Annotated in this window: 13 protein-coding genes; 9 read left to right on the forward strand and 4 right to left on the reverse strand. The window is 55.2% G+C overall.

All coding sequences use genetic code 11. From position 1 onward, the window contains the following. The first annotated feature begins 377 nt into the window (after positions 1 to 377). Together ABWP81_RS03460 and ABWP81_RS03465 are read left to right on the forward strand one after the other, a co-directional pair. Positions 378 to 1355: a homoserine kinase gene (locus ABWP81_RS03460; RefSeq protein ID WP_353139459.1), complete on the forward strand. Its 978-nt coding sequence runs from the start codon at positions 378 to 380 to the stop codon at positions 1353 to 1355. A 3-nt stretch (positions 1356 to 1358) separates the two neighbouring features. Continuing rightward, positions 1359 to 2135, forward strand: coding sequence for a BPSS1780 family membrane protein (locus ABWP81_RS03465; RefSeq protein ID WP_353136966.1), 777 nt, complete (start codon positions 1359 to 1361; stop codon positions 2133 to 2135). On the opposite strand, the gene ABWP81_RS03470 is transcribed toward ABWP81_RS03465, so the two are convergent. Then, positions 2136 to 4553, reverse strand: coding sequence for a UvrD-helicase domain-containing protein (locus ABWP81_RS03470; RefSeq protein WP_353139462.1), 2418 nt, complete (start codon positions 4551 to 4553; stop codon positions 2136 to 2138). 139 nt (positions 4554 to 4692) lie between these two features. On the opposite strand from ABWP81_RS03470, the gene ABWP81_RS03475 reads away from it, so the two are divergent. Next, on the forward strand, positions 4693 to 5670 hold the full coding sequence (locus ABWP81_RS03475; protein ID WP_353134209.1) for a GMP reductase: 978 nt from the start codon (positions 4693 to 4695) through the stop codon (positions 5668 to 5670). Between the two features lie 15 nt (positions 5671 to 5685). On the opposite strand, the gene ABWP81_RS03480 is transcribed toward ABWP81_RS03475, so the two are convergent. Further along, on the reverse strand, positions 5686 to 6543 hold the full coding sequence (locus tag ABWP81_RS03480) for an alpha/beta hydrolase (RefSeq protein ID WP_353139465.1): 858 nt from the start codon (positions 6541 to 6543) through the stop codon (positions 5686 to 5688). Next, positions 6540 to 8708: a TonB-dependent receptor plug domain-containing protein gene (locus ABWP81_RS03485; protein WP_353139468.1), complete on the reverse strand. Its 2169-nt coding sequence runs from the start codon at positions 8706 to 8708 to the stop codon at positions 6540 to 6542. Before ABWP81_RS03485 ends, ABWP81_RS03480 begins: the two co-directional genes overlap by 4 nt. A gap of 71 nt (positions 8709 to 8779) precedes the next feature. Between ABWP81_RS03485 and minC the strand changes: the two genes are divergently transcribed. Genes minC through minE form a run of 3 tightly spaced genes read left to right on the forward strand, consistent with a single transcriptional unit; the run spans position 8780 to position 10637 of the window. Further along, on the forward strand, positions 8780 to 9526 hold the full coding sequence (gene minC / locus ABWP81_RS03490) for a septum site-determining protein MinC (protein WP_353139471.1): 747 nt from the start codon (positions 8780 to 8782) through the stop codon (positions 9524 to 9526). A gap of 40 nt (positions 9527 to 9566) precedes the next feature. Further along, on the forward strand, positions 9567 to 10382 hold the full coding sequence (gene minD, locus ABWP81_RS03495; RefSeq protein WP_353134197.1) for a septum site-determining protein MinD: 816 nt from the start codon (positions 9567 to 9569) through the stop codon (positions 10380 to 10382). A 3-nt stretch (positions 10383 to 10385) separates the two neighbouring features. Beyond that, complete coding sequence (minE, locus tag ABWP81_RS03500) at positions 10386 to 10637, forward strand: cell division topological specificity factor MinE (RefSeq protein ID WP_353134194.1); 252 nt, start codon at positions 10386 to 10388, stop codon at positions 10635 to 10637. Between the two features lie 79 nt (positions 10638 to 10716). On the opposite strand, the gene ABWP81_RS03505 is transcribed toward minE, so the two are convergent. Further along, positions 10717 to 10887 (reverse strand): hypothetical protein, encoded by a 171-nt coding sequence (locus tag ABWP81_RS03505; protein ID WP_353134191.1) that lies wholly within the window; start codon positions 10885 to 10887, stop codon positions 10717 to 10719. A 99-nt stretch (positions 10888 to 10986) separates the two neighbouring features. Between ABWP81_RS03505 and ABWP81_RS03510 the strand changes: the two genes are divergently transcribed. From ABWP81_RS03510 to ABWP81_RS03520, 3 genes are read left to right on the forward strand one after another with little or no spacing between them, the layout of a single operon-like run. After that, on the forward strand, positions 10987 to 11574 hold the full coding sequence (locus ABWP81_RS03510) for a hypothetical protein (RefSeq protein ID WP_353139474.1): 588 nt from the start codon (positions 10987 to 10989) through the stop codon (positions 11572 to 11574). A 17-nt stretch (positions 11575 to 11591) separates the two neighbouring features. Beyond that, complete coding sequence (locus ABWP81_RS03515; protein ID WP_353134185.1) at positions 11592 to 11807, forward strand: SlyX family protein; 216 nt, start codon at positions 11592 to 11594, stop codon at positions 11805 to 11807. 24 nt (positions 11808 to 11831) lie between these two features. After that, positions 11832 to 12431, forward strand: coding sequence for a 2-hydroxychromene-2-carboxylate isomerase (locus tag ABWP81_RS03520; RefSeq protein WP_353139476.1), 600 nt, complete (start codon positions 11832 to 11834; stop codon positions 12429 to 12431). Positions 12432 to 12471 lie beyond the last annotated feature (40 nt).

Genomic DNA, 12471 nt, shown 5'->3' on the forward strand with positions numbered 1-12471 from the left:
GGAGCCGTCGACCAGTAGCAATGTTTTGGATTCACTCATAGGTTGTGATTGTGCCGTGGGTTGTTGCTTGGTCTTTGTGCTTTGTTGCTGAGCTCGCTGGGCGCGGCTGGTGGGCGTCGCTGCTTCATGCTGGGGTACCAGAAATCATGGCGACGCCCACCAGCCACGCCCAGACTGCGGCGTAGGTTGTGGCACGCGTGCACCCACAAATGCAGGCCGTAGTCTTGGGGGTTGAGGGTTGAGCGGGTAACGATTTCTGGTACCCCAGCATGAGGCACCCGCTCAACCCTCAACCCCCAAGCGGGCTCAGCACCAAAAGCAAAGGAAGCAAACAAGCGCCAACTACAATGTGCGAACTTTTTAATCCCTTGGTAGTCATGGCAGTTTTCACCGAAGTTTCAGAGTCCTCCGCCCAAGAACTGCTGACCCAACTCAAACTTGGCGAGTTGGTCGAACTTAAAGGCATCCAAGGCGGCATTGAGAACACCAACTACTTTCTCACCAGCAGCACAGGCCATTACGTGCTCACGCTGTTTGAACGCCTCACGCACGCGCAACTGCCGTTTTATCTGTACCTGATGAAACACCTGGCGCAAGGCGGTATCCCTGTGCCAGACCCCGTGTCTAACCAAGACGGCGATATTTTGCTAACCGTGGAAGGCAAACCAGCTGCGGTGGTCAACCGTTTGCGCGGAAAAAGCGAACTCAGCCCCACAGCGGCCCACTGCGCCGCTGTGGGCGACATGCTGGCCCGCATGCACCTGGCCGGCCGCGACTACAACCGCCAACAGCCCAACCTGCGCGGTCTGCCTTGGTGGAACGAGACCGTGCCCGTGGTGCTACCTTTTTTAAGCGAATCACAAGCGGCGCTGATTCAAACCGAGCTGGCCTATCAAAACCACATTGCCGCATCATCGGCCTACACCGCCCTGCCCCGTGGGCCTGTGCATGCCGACTTATTCCGCGACAACGTGATGTTTGATGGCAGCTTGCAAGCCCCCGAGCTAACAGGCTTCTTCGACTTTTACTTTGCTGGCGTCGACACATGGCTGTTTGACGTGGCCGTGTCTTTGAACGACTGGTGCACCCACCACGCTGAAGACATCGACACCGATGGCACGCACGATGCGGCCAAGGCCCAAGCGTTCATCGCCGCTTATCAAGCGGTACGTCCTTTCACCCCCGCTGAGCGCCAATTGCTCAACCCCATTCTGCGTGCGGGCGCTTTGCGTTTTTGGACTTCGCGACTGTGGGACTTCCATCTGCCGCGCGAAGCCAGCATGCTTCAACCCCACGACCCCACGCACTTTGAGCGTGTGTTGCGCCAACGTGTGGCGCACCCTGTCACACTCTGATTTATGAAACTCAACGTCGTTCCCGCAAAAACTGGCTCGCTCTGGGTGCGCCAAGGCATTCGCGCTTTTTGGAAGCAACCCCTGGCACTCACCGGCCTGTTCTTTATGTTCATGGCCAGCATGTCCATCCTCTCCATCGTGCCCGTGCTGGGTGGGTTCTTGGCCTTGATGTTATTGCCCGCCGCTTCACTTGGGCTCATGGCAGCCACACGCGAGGTGGAGTTGGGCAAGTTTCCTATGCCGTTTATCTTGGCAGCCGGTTTTAGAAACGGCGCAGAAGGCAAACGCAACATGGTTATGTTGGGTTTGATCTATGCGCTTTGCTTTGTGGGCGTGATGGGCTTGTCCACGATGATGGACGGCGGTGACTTTGCCAAGTTGTATTTGGTCGGTGGCAACTTGGATGTTGAGACCGTGATGAACCCCGATTTTCAAAACGCTATGTGGCTGTCGATCATGCTGTACCTGCCTTTATCGCTGGTGTTTTGGCATGCACCGGCACTCACACATTGGCACGGTGTCACCGTGGGCAAAAGCTTGTTCTTTAGCACCGTGGCGTGTCTAAGCAACTGGCGAGCGTTCTTGGTGTTTGGCGTAATGTGGACGGCCATTTTTTTAGGCACCACTTTGGTCATCACACTCATTGGCGGCTTGGTCGGCGATGGTGACTTTGCAGCCATGGCTTTGTTGCCCGCCATGCTGATGTTGGCGGCCATGTTCTTTAGCTCGACCTACTACAGCTTCAAAGACTGCTTTACTTCTGAAGTGATTTACGCTTGATCACACCTGCGTGAGCTTGGCCACACTCAGCGCCAGCCACTTGGTGCCGTGACGCGAGAACTTCACTTGCGCACGGGCATCGTCGCCCACGCCTTCAATGCTCACCACTGCGCCCTCGCCAAACTTGGCGTGAAACACTTGCACACCGCTGCGCACCCAAGCATTGGGGCCACTGGCCATAGGTGCAGCACGCTGAGGCACTGGCGAAGGCGCTGCCGCAGTGGCCGCACCACCGCCCCACGCGTTGTTAGACCACGCAGGGTTTTGCCATGCATCGCGCCGTGAAGGCATCGCATCTGCAAACGCAGAACGTGCAGGCGTGATCCACTTCATCGTGTGCTCAGGCAGCTCTTCAAAGAAGCGGCTTTTCAGGTTGTAGCGCGTCTGACCGTGCAGCATGCGGGTTTGCGAATGGCTGAGGTACAAACGTTTGCGCGCACGCGTGATGGCCACATACATGAGACGGCGCTCTTCTTCAAGGCCGTCAAAGTCGTTCATCGAGTTTTCATGCGGGAACAAGCCCTCTTCCATGCCCGTGATAAAAACGCAGTCAAACTCCAAGCCCTTCGAGGCATGCACCGTCATCAGCTGAATCGCGTCTTGCCCCGCTTGCGCTTGGTTGTCGCCCGACTCGAGCGCAGCATGCGTGAGGAAGGCAGCCAAAGGCGACAAGGTCTCGCCGGTGTCGGCGTTGATCATGGTTAGAGGTGTGGGCTGACGCGTGACTGCGCCATCAGCCGCGTCTGCTGAGGCTGCATTCGCGTCCTGCACCACAGGCTGGCCGTGCTCATCAATCGGCAATGCCACGGCATCGCGACCAAAGCCTTCTTGCGTTACAAAGCTCTCAGCGGCGTTGACCAATTCTTGCAAGTTTTCGATGCGGTCTTGGCCTTCGCGCTCGGCTTGGTAATGGGTGATCAAGCCTGAGTGGTCCAGCAACAGCTCAATGATTTGACGCAGGTTTTGCCCCTGCGTTTGCTCACGCAGTACATCAATCTTGGCTACAAAAGCGCTCAGGTTGGCCCCTGCTTTGCCGGCCACCGCAGTGACGGCATCGCTCATGGAGCAGCCCATAGCGCGTGAGGCGTCTTGCAGCTGTTCGATGCTGCGCGCACCAATGCCACGCGGCGGAAAGTTGACCACGCGCATGAAGCTGGTGTCGTCGCGTGGGTTTTCTAGCAAGCGTAAATAGGCCAAGGCGTGCTTAATTTCAGCGCGTTCAAAAAAGCGCAATCCGCCGTACACGCGGTACGGCATGGCAGCATTGAACAAAGCGGTTTCAATCACCCGGCTTTGTGCGTTGCTGCGATACAGCACGGCAATTTCGCTGCGGGCCTGCACACCCTTCGTGCCGTCGCCGTCTTTGCTATCGCGCAAGAGTTGCTTCATCTCTTCCACCATCCATTGCGCCTCGGCAAAGTCGGTGGGCGATTCATACACACGCACGGGCTCGCCTGCGCCCTGCGTGGTGTGCAGGTTTTTACCCAAGCGGCCTTTGTTGTGGCTGATCAGATGGTTGGCGCTGTCCAAAATGTTACTGAAGCTACGGTAGTTTTGCTCGAGCTTGATTTGATTCGTTACGTGGTACTCACGCACAAAGTCGGCCATGTTGCCCACGCGTGCGCCACGGAAGGCATAAATACTTTGGTCGTCGTCGCCCACGGCCAAGATGGCCCCGCCGCCCCCATCCACGGGGCCAGCGAGTTGTTTGAGCCACGCGTATTGCAGCTTGTTGGTGTCTTGAAACTCGTCCACCAAAATGTGCTGAAAGCGGCGGCGGTAGTGCTCGCGCAGCGGATCGTTATCGCGAAGCAGCTCGTACGAGCGCAGCATCAGCTCGCCAAAATCCACCACGCCTTCGCGTTGGCATTGGGCTTCGTACAGCTCGTACAGCTCCACACGTTTGCGGTCATCGGGGTCGCGCACCACCACGTCTTTAGGGCGCAGACCATCTTCTTTACAGCCAGCGATGAAGCGCATGGTTTGCTTGGCTGGATAACGCTCGTCGTCCACCTGAAACTGTTTGCTCAAGCGCTTGATGGCGCTCAGCTGGTCTTGGGTGTCCAAAATTTGAAATGACTGGGGCAAGTTGGCCAGCTTCCAGTGCGCACGCAAAAAGCGATTGCACAGACCATGAAAGGTGCCCACCCACATGCCGCGCACGCTGACCGGCAGCATGGCCGACAAACGCGTGAGCATTTCTTTGGCCGCCTTATTGGTAAAGGTCACCGCCAGCAACCCACCCGGCGACACCTGCCCCGTTTGCATGAGCCACGCAATGCGCGTGGTCAGCACCCGCGTCTTCCCCGAACCCGCGCCCGCCAAAATGAGCGCATGCGCCTGCGGCAACGTGACCGCCGCAGCTTGTTCGTTGTTGAGGCCTTGGAGCAAGGGCGAGGTGTGGGGTGAAAAATGCATAGGGCAATTTTAGGGTTTAGAATCAGCCACCGGGCCCAAGATACTTGCGCTCGGTTTTTTTATGTCTGCCTTTTGCACGCTAAAAAACCGACCAAGCCAAGCGCTCAATCTTCGAACGTTATTTTCTGGAGCTTGGGATATGGAAATTTTTGATTACGACAACATTTTGTTGCTACCACGCAAGTGCCGCGTGGAAAGCCGTTCTGAATGCGATGCTGGTGTAGAGCTCGGTGGCCGCAAGTTTCGCTTGCCCGTCGTTCCCGCCAACATGAAGACCGTGGTGGATGAAAGCATCTGCTTGTGGATGGCACAAAACAATTACTTCTACGTGATGCACCGTTTCGATTTGGACAACGTGCAATTTGTGAAAGACATGCATGCCAAAGGTGTGTACGCCTCTATTTCTTTGGGTGTCAAGGGCCCAGACCGCGCCACGGTGGACACACTGGCCGCAGCAGGCATAACGCCTGAATACATCACCATCGACATCGCCCACGGCCACGCCGACAGCGTGCGCGACATGATTGGCTACATCAAGGCCAAGTTGCCTAAGAGCTTTGTCATCGCGGGCAACGTGGCCACGCCCGAAGCCGTGATCGACCTCGAAAACTGGGGCGCCGACGCGACCAAAGTGGGCGTGGGTCCAGGCAAGGTGTGCATTACCAAACTCAAAACAGGCTTTGGCACTGGCGGCTGGCAGCTGTCGGCTGTGAAGTGGTGCGCGCGGGTGGCGACCAAACCCATCATTGCTGACGGCGGGATTCGCAGCCACGGCGACATTGCCAAGAGCGTTCGCTTTGGCGCAAGCATGGTGATGATTGGTTCGCTATTTGCTGGCCACGAAGAGTCGCCAGGCAAGACCGTGGAAGTGGACGGCGAGTTGTTCAAAGAGTATTACGGCTCAGCCTCTGACTTCAACAAAGGCGAATACAAGCACGTGGAAGGCAAGCGCATCCTCGAGCCCGTCAAAGGCAAGCTAGCCAACACGCTGATTGAGATGGAGCAAGACGTGCAGAGCTCCATCAGCTACGCCGGCGGCCTCAAACTCATGGACATTCGCAAGGTGAACTACGTCACGCTAGGCGGCGACAACGCAGGCGAACATCTGTTGATGTAAGCCTCGCACTGCGGCTTATTTGTTCAGCAACTCAAGCGCCAGTGTGTGCAGGCGATGGCCCGGGTTTGTCATGGCCTCAACGATGCTGAAGTGCTGCAAGCCTTCTAAGGTCTCGGCCACGGGCACGCGGTCTTTGCCCCAAGATTGTTGGATCAAAAAGTTGTGGCGAGTAAATTCTTCACTCTCAATGCCACCCGCCACGCTGTAAAGCGTGCCCTGCTTGGGCGCTGGCATCCAAGCGGGGCTGTTGCGTAGCACCACCTCGTCGGTTAAACGCAGGCTATCTTTGAGGTAGGGCGTGGCTTGCACCGATGCCAGCTCATACAAACCAGAAATCGACAAAGCCTTGGTGACCAAATGCGCAGGCAAATCGGCTGCATAGGCAGGCCAATCACAAGCCAGCAACATTGTTGCCAAGTGCCCACCGGCTGAGTGGCCCACCAGCGTGATACGGCTGGGGTCGCCACCAAAGCGATGAATGTTGCGCCACACCCAAGCCACGCACTTGACCATTTGCAGCGTGATATCAGACACAGTGACGGCCGGGCACAAAGCATAGTTGGGCACCACCACATGCGCACCTTGCGCGGTGAAGGTGGGCGCGATGAAGGAATGGTCCGCCTTGTCAAGTGAGCGCCAATAACCGCCATGGATGAACACCACCACAGGGGCTTTGTCTTGTGCCGTGTCGCTTGCAAAAATATCTACAGTTTCATTTAAACCACGGCCATAAGCCACGTCTTGAAAGCAACGGTGCGTTGCACGCACTTGTGCTGACGCCTCGCGCCAATGGTCAAAGTGGGCCGCATGCTCGGGCACCAAAGCGCGGTTGTTGTACATGCGGTCATACCAAGCGCCGTCGCGTTGCGTCATAGTTTTTTCTCCAGAAGAATTTGCACGTTGGTCCAGCTTTGACTTTGGGTGCGGCTGTTTTCACTTACACGATTGCCGCTGTAGACGCTGCCTGTGTTGTAGTTGCGCGGGTCCAGGTTGCTGAGGGTCAGGCGCCAAGCGGTGCGGCTGTCTAAACGCCACAAACCATACACGTCCATCACCCGTTTTTGCGACACGGTGCTCAGTTGTTCAGCACTCAAGCGCGTTCTGTAACCAGGGTTGTAGTTGACGTTACCGCCAAGGGTGAGAGGAACAGATTTCAATCGGTAATCCGCCCCAAAGTTAGCCGTCATGCTGGGCTGTTGGTCCAAGCGGTTGTCCGGCCCCATGACGCTGAGCACACGTGAACGATAAAAACTGAGGTTGTTGCGCAGATCGATGTGGGGGGCGTCGGCTATCCACTGGTCCATGCGGAACTTGGCTTCGAGCTCGATGCCTTCGGTCACGGCTTCACTAATGTTTTGTGGGCTTGACAGCCACCGACCATTGGCCCCGGACTCTAGTGTTGTCACATTGCGGATGAGGTTTTGCACACGGCGGTGAAACGCACTGGCGCTCATCACGCCACCCTGAGGCAAATAGCGCTCGACCGCCACATCCAAACCTGTTGCAACCTCTGGCTTTAGATTGGGGTTACCAGACACGTCGGGATTGGTCGCACTGTTGTCGTCACGCGTGTAAGCGCGTCGCGCTAGCAAAGTGGGCATGGTGGGCGTCTTGAAGCTGCGTGTCAGGCTCATGCGCACTTGGTCGCGGCTGTCTGGATTGGGTCGCCACATCGCATGCAGCAGCGGGGTGAAAACGCTGTTTCGATTGGTGACATCGCCCGCGCTGGTACTACCCTCGGTGGTCAAACCTTCGTAACGCGCCCCCACGTGTGATGACCAATTCGGTGTGAGTTGCCATTCATCTTGAGAATAAAAGGCATAGCGCACCGTGCTTGCTCGGTAATCAGCGCTGCCAGCAATGGTTTGGTAGGCCCCCACCACACTTTGTGTGCGGCGAACTGACTCCACCTCTGAACCACTCACCCACTGATGACCACCTCCCATCACGTTGGTGTACTTGCCACCGAGACTGAACGAACGATCTTGGACATGCGAGTTTTCCGACACGCTTGGAATAAGCGAGGTGTTCGTGGAGGTTTGTTTAAATTCATTGTGGCTATTCCAGCCCCCCAGATTGAATTTCCATTCCATGTTGCTGTCCGTTGACAGCCTGCGTCGCCACTGACCATTCAAGCGGGCTAGTTCAAAGTTATTTTTGATTTCACTGCTCGCTGTCGCGGGACTTCCAGCCACATCCACCCCGTCGAGAGATTCAGTGGCACGTATCGATGATGGCGTTTTTCCTTGGGACAAAATAACAAAGGGTGTCAGCGTTAAGGTCTCGCCCGGATCGCCCTTGAGCTGCAAACGCGCTGAGGCATTCATGCCTTCGCGTCCGTAATGGCTGTCGCTCACACGTTGACGCAATGTTGTGCCTGAAGCATCGAATCGCGTTAAATTATTTTCACTATGGTCCGGTGCGGCAAACCGATTAACTGACAAGGTGTAGTTGCCCGACCACTTTTCAGCATCGTGGTACTTGACGATCGATGCTGTGGGCGACACATAGCCGCCTTGAAACGACGAGCCCACCTTCAACTCGGTGGGCATGCCCTTGCGGCCTTCGCGCGTGATGATGTTGATGGTGCCTGCAATGGCTTGCGCACCTGTCTCGGCCGTGGGTGCGCGGTAAATTTCCACACGCTCAACCATCTCAGGCGTGAGTGATTCGACCGAAAAGCCTGGCGGTACGCGTTGACCGTCAAGCAAAATTTGCGTATAGCCCTGACTCAAGCCACGCATGCGAATGCCGCCGCCCCTGCCGGGCGCACCACCCAGGGTGATGCCGGGCATGCGCTTCAAAATTTCGCCAAGGTTAGCGTCCCCTTGACGCTCAATTTCTTCCCGTCCAATCACAATTTTGCTGGCGGTAGATTCGCGGCGTTCCTGGGTTTCGTTGTCACGCCCGCTGGTGATTTCAATGCGACCCATGTCCGAAGTGGCTGCAACAGGCGCAGGTGTTTGCTGCGCCAAGGCGGCAAATGTGCTTAAAGCAAAAGGAACGAGAAGCGTGTGAGCGGTGGGCTTGAAGTACATATCAAAAAGTTTACCGAGGTATGGATACCCTTGGCGTGTAAAGTTCAGGTTTTCTTTTTCACGCAAGTTTCATGAGCCAAGCTGCTGCACCACACACCTACGAAATCAAAAGTGCCTCCTTGCCCTTGGTGTCTTTTCTCCTCAAAACCCCTGACACATCAGCTCTGCAAGCCGATATGACACGCCGCTTGGGACCAACCCCCGGCTTCTTTGACAACGACCCCGTGGTGATCGATCTGAGCGTCCTAGAAGACCCCAGCCAACAGCTCGACCTACCTTCTGTGTGCCTTATGTTGCGAACACATCAAATGCTGCCTGTGGCAGTGCGTGGCGCAAATGAACACCAATTAACTAACGCACGCAAAGCGGGCTTGTTTGAAGCGAGCGATTTGAGCATTCAAACCCCTGCTGCACCCAGCGTGGAAACGGTGGTGCAAGAAGTCATTCGCGAAGTTGAGGTGGTGCGTGAGGTGCAAACTGGCAGCGGTGCCGCCATGGTGATCGACAAGCCCCTGCGATCTGGCCAGCACGTGTATGCCAAAGGTCGCGACCTGATAGTGTTGGCCATGGTCAACCCAGGGGCAGAGATCATGGCCGATGGTCACATCCATGTGTATGCACCACTGCGCGGCAAAGCCATTGCGGGCGCACGCGGCGATGAACAAGCACGCATCTTTACCTCATGCCTTGAGGCCGAGCTGCTTTCGATTGCAGGCACCTACCGCACCAGTGGCGATAGCCCACTGCCTGCGAATGTGGCAGGCAAAGCCGCGCAAATCAGTCTTCAAGGCGATAAGTTGGTCATGCTGGCATTGTAAAATTGCAGATTAATTTTTAGATCAACCTTGGGCTTTCTTCATGACAAAAATCGTGGTGGTGACTTCTGGCAAGGGCGGCGTGGGCAAAACCACAACCAGCGCCAGTTTTTCCTCTGGCCTCGCTTTGCGCGGCTTCAAAACGGTGGTCATCGACTTTGACGTCGGTTTGCGCAACCTCGACCTCATCATGGGTTGCGAGCGTCGCGTGGTGTATGACTTCATCAACGTGATCAACGGTGAGGCCACGTTGAACCAAGCCTTGATCAAGGACAAACAATGCGACAACTTGTTTGTGCTGGCCGCCTCTCAAACCCGCGACAAAGACGCGCTGTCTCAAGACGGCGTGGAGCGCGTGTTGAACGACCTCAAAGAGATGAAGTTTGACTACATCGTGTGCGACTCGCCTGCCGGCATTGAAGTGGGCGCCATGATGGCGATGCACTTTGCCGATGAAGCTTTGGTGGTCACCAATCCTGAAGTCTCCTCCGTGCGCGACTCTGACCGTATCTTGGGCATGCTCAGCAGCAAGACCAAGCGTGCGATTGACGGCGATACGCCCATCAAAGAACACCTGCTGATCACGCGCTACAACCCTAGCCGAGTGGAAGAAGGCCACATGCTGTCGCTGGAAGACATCCAAGACATTTTGCGCATTCCATTGATTGGTGTGATTCCCGAATCAGAAACGGTGTTGACCGCTTCGAACCAAGGCTTGCCTGCGGTTCACCTAGAAAACACCGACGTGTCTGAGGCATACAAAGACGTGATCAGCCGTTTCTTGGGAGAAGACGTGCCCATGCGTTTCACAGATTACGTCAAACCTGGTTTGCTCAAACGCATGTTTGGCGGAAAGTAAGCCATGTCCTTGCTCTCACTCCTGCTCGGTGAAAAGAAAAAAACCGCCAACGTTGCCAAAGAGCGTTTGCAATTCATCCTCACCCACGAGCGCTCTGGCCGCAATCCACAACCCGATTACCTGCCTGCTTTACAACGCGACTTGGTAGCCGTGCTCTCAAAATACGTGAAGATCAATCCAAATGACATCAAGGTCAATTTGGAGCGTCACGACAACCTCGAAGTGCTTGAAGTCAAAATCGAATTGCCTGACTAAGCAGCGTTGGTAAAGACCCAAATAAAAAAGCGACCCAAAAGGTCGCTTTTTTATTTGGCTTGCAAAGACAAAGGTGGAATTAACCGCCTTTGCTTGAACGCTTGCCAGGGTTCTTTTTGCTTCGTGTCGCAACACCGCGCTCAAGACTCACACGTTGACCATGACCGCCTGTGCGCAGCATAGTGCCTGGCAGGGGGATTGGTTTTGGTGCGCGCTTGCGGTCGGCTTCGGTGACGATTTTGTTTCCCATGAAATTTTCCAGTTAAAAAAGTTACAGCCCTCAATTAGGCCACATGTTTGGGTAATTTTCTCATGTAACCACCCATAATCAGCACAATCAAAGGCATTTATGAACCCCATCATCAGCGAATTACTCGCCCGCATCCAGCACATGGAGTCAGAGATTGAGCTAGAAATGAAGCTCAAGCGCGCTGAGCTAAAAGCCGACTTCGATGAAACCCGTGTGCGCTTTGAGCGTGAGGTGTTGGAACAACAACGCCGTTTCAAAACAGGTGTGATTGCCTACCTCTTCACAGCCAACTGGCTCAGCGTGATCACAGCCCCCGTCATTTATGCCCTGTTCTTTCCCATCCTGCTACTTGACTTGTGCATCACGATTTATCAGCACATTTGTTTTCGGGCTTATGGCCTTGCCCGCGTGAGGCGGGGCGACTATTTTGTGTATGACCGAACGCATTTGGCCTACCTGAATCTGATTGAAAAAATCAACTGCGCCTACTGTTCATACGGCAACGGCGTGATGGCTTATGGGCGCGAGGTGGTAGCTCGCACCGAGCAGTATTGGTGCCCGATCAAACACGCCCGCAAAATCATGGGCGCGCACCCCTACTACACCGGGTTTGTAGACTTTGGCAATGCCCAGAGCTACAAGGAAGAGCTTGAAAATATGCGCACCGCTCTAGCCAAAATCAAATAACAAAAACTCATCACCACATGCCACACACTGACATTGACAAGCGCTTGATGGACCTAGAGGTCAAGGCCAGCTTTACCGAAGATTGGGTGGAGCAACTCAACCAAACCATCTTTCAACAACAACAGCAAATCGACGCGCTGATCCGTGAGATAAGCCAGTTGCGACAACAGACGCCCGATGGTGGCTCAGGTGGCTCGACTAACCTGCGCGATGAGCTACCACCCCACTACTAAAAAACATTTCATAAAGAAACACCCATGTCAAAAACAATCGATTACTACCTAGTGCCGCAAAGCCCTTGGACATATTTTGGCCATCAAAGGTTTGTACAAATTGCCAAAGACGCTGGCGCCACCGTGCGCGTGATGCCAATGGACTTAGGCAAGATTTTTCCCATCTCAGGTGGTTTGCCCTTGGGCAAACGTGCGCCGCAGCGTCAAGCGTATCGACTGGTGGAATTGGCGCGCTTCAGCAAATCTCTAAACCTGCCGCTGAATTTGCACCCCAAGTTTTTTCCCGTGCAAGGCGACCCTGCAGCAAAGCTCATCATTGCGGTGGACATGCACCATGGCACCGATGCAGCCTTGGCCATCACAGGTGCAGTGCTGTCAGCCGTGTGGCATGAAGAACACGACATTGCAGATGCAGCAACATTGGCCGCCTTGTTGAGCAAACACCAACTGGATGCTGCTTGCTTAAAGTTGTCCAACACCCCTGAGGTACAAAGCCGCTACGACAGCAACACCCAAAGCGCGATGGATGCTCAAGTGTTTGGCGCGCCTAGCTTTGTGATTGAGGGCGAGATGTTTTGGGGTCAAGACCGTTTGGACTTTGTGGCGCACAAGCTCAAGCTATAAAAAAACAAACAATTCAGCCACCGGAGTTGCACACAAGGTG

It is taken from the genome of Limnohabitans sp., from assembly GCF_040401135.1.
Taxonomy (GTDB): domain Bacteria; phylum Pseudomonadota; class Gammaproteobacteria; order Burkholderiales; family Burkholderiaceae_C; genus Limnohabitans.

What these genes read in the sequence shown, in the direction of transcription:
- ABWP81_RS03460 (WP_353139459.1), top strand. Translation starts at nt 378, where the DNA reads ATGGCAGTTTTCACCGAAGTTTCAGAGTCCTCCGCCCAAGAACTGCTG.
- ABWP81_RS03520 (WP_353139476.1), top strand. Translation starts at nt 11,832, where the DNA reads ATGTCAAAAACAATCGATTACTACCTAGTGCCGCAAAGCCCTTGGACA.
- minE (WP_353134194.1), top strand. Translation starts at nt 10,386, where the DNA reads ATGTCCTTGCTCTCACTCCTGCTCGGTGAAAAGAAAAAAACCGCCAAC.
- ABWP81_RS03475 (WP_353134209.1), top strand. Translation starts at nt 4,693, where the DNA reads ATGGAAATTTTTGATTACGACAACATTTTGTTGCTACCACGCAAGTGC.
- ABWP81_RS03465 (WP_353136966.1), top strand. Translation starts at nt 1,359, where the DNA reads ATGAAACTCAACGTCGTTCCCGCAAAAACTGGCTCGCTCTGGGTGCGC.
- ABWP81_RS03470 (WP_353139462.1), bottom strand. Translation starts at nt 4,553, where the DNA reads ATGCATTTTTCACCCCACACCTCGCCCTTGCTCCAAGGCCTCAACAAC.
- minD (WP_353134197.1), top strand. Translation starts at nt 9,567, where the DNA reads ATGACAAAAATCGTGGTGGTGACTTCTGGCAAGGGCGGCGTGGGCAAA.
- ABWP81_RS03515 (WP_353134185.1), top strand. Translation starts at nt 11,592, where the DNA reads ATGCCACACACTGACATTGACAAGCGCTTGATGGACCTAGAGGTCAAG.
- ABWP81_RS03480 (WP_353139465.1), bottom strand. Translation starts at nt 6,543, where the DNA reads ATGACGCAACGCGACGGCGCTTGGTATGACCGCATGTACAACAACCGC.
- minC (WP_353139471.1), top strand. Translation starts at nt 8,780, where the DNA reads ATGAGCCAAGCTGCTGCACCACACACCTACGAAATCAAAAGTGCCTCC.
- ABWP81_RS03510 (WP_353139474.1), top strand. Translation starts at nt 10,987, where the DNA reads ATGAACCCCATCATCAGCGAATTACTCGCCCGCATCCAGCACATGGAG.
- ABWP81_RS03485 (WP_353139468.1), bottom strand. Translation starts at nt 8,708, where the DNA reads ATGTACTTCAAGCCCACCGCTCACACGCTTCTCGTTCCTTTTGCTTTA.
- ABWP81_RS03505 (WP_353134191.1), bottom strand. Translation starts at nt 10,887, where the DNA reads ATGGGAAACAAAATCGTCACCGAAGCCGACCGCAAGCGCGCACCAAAA.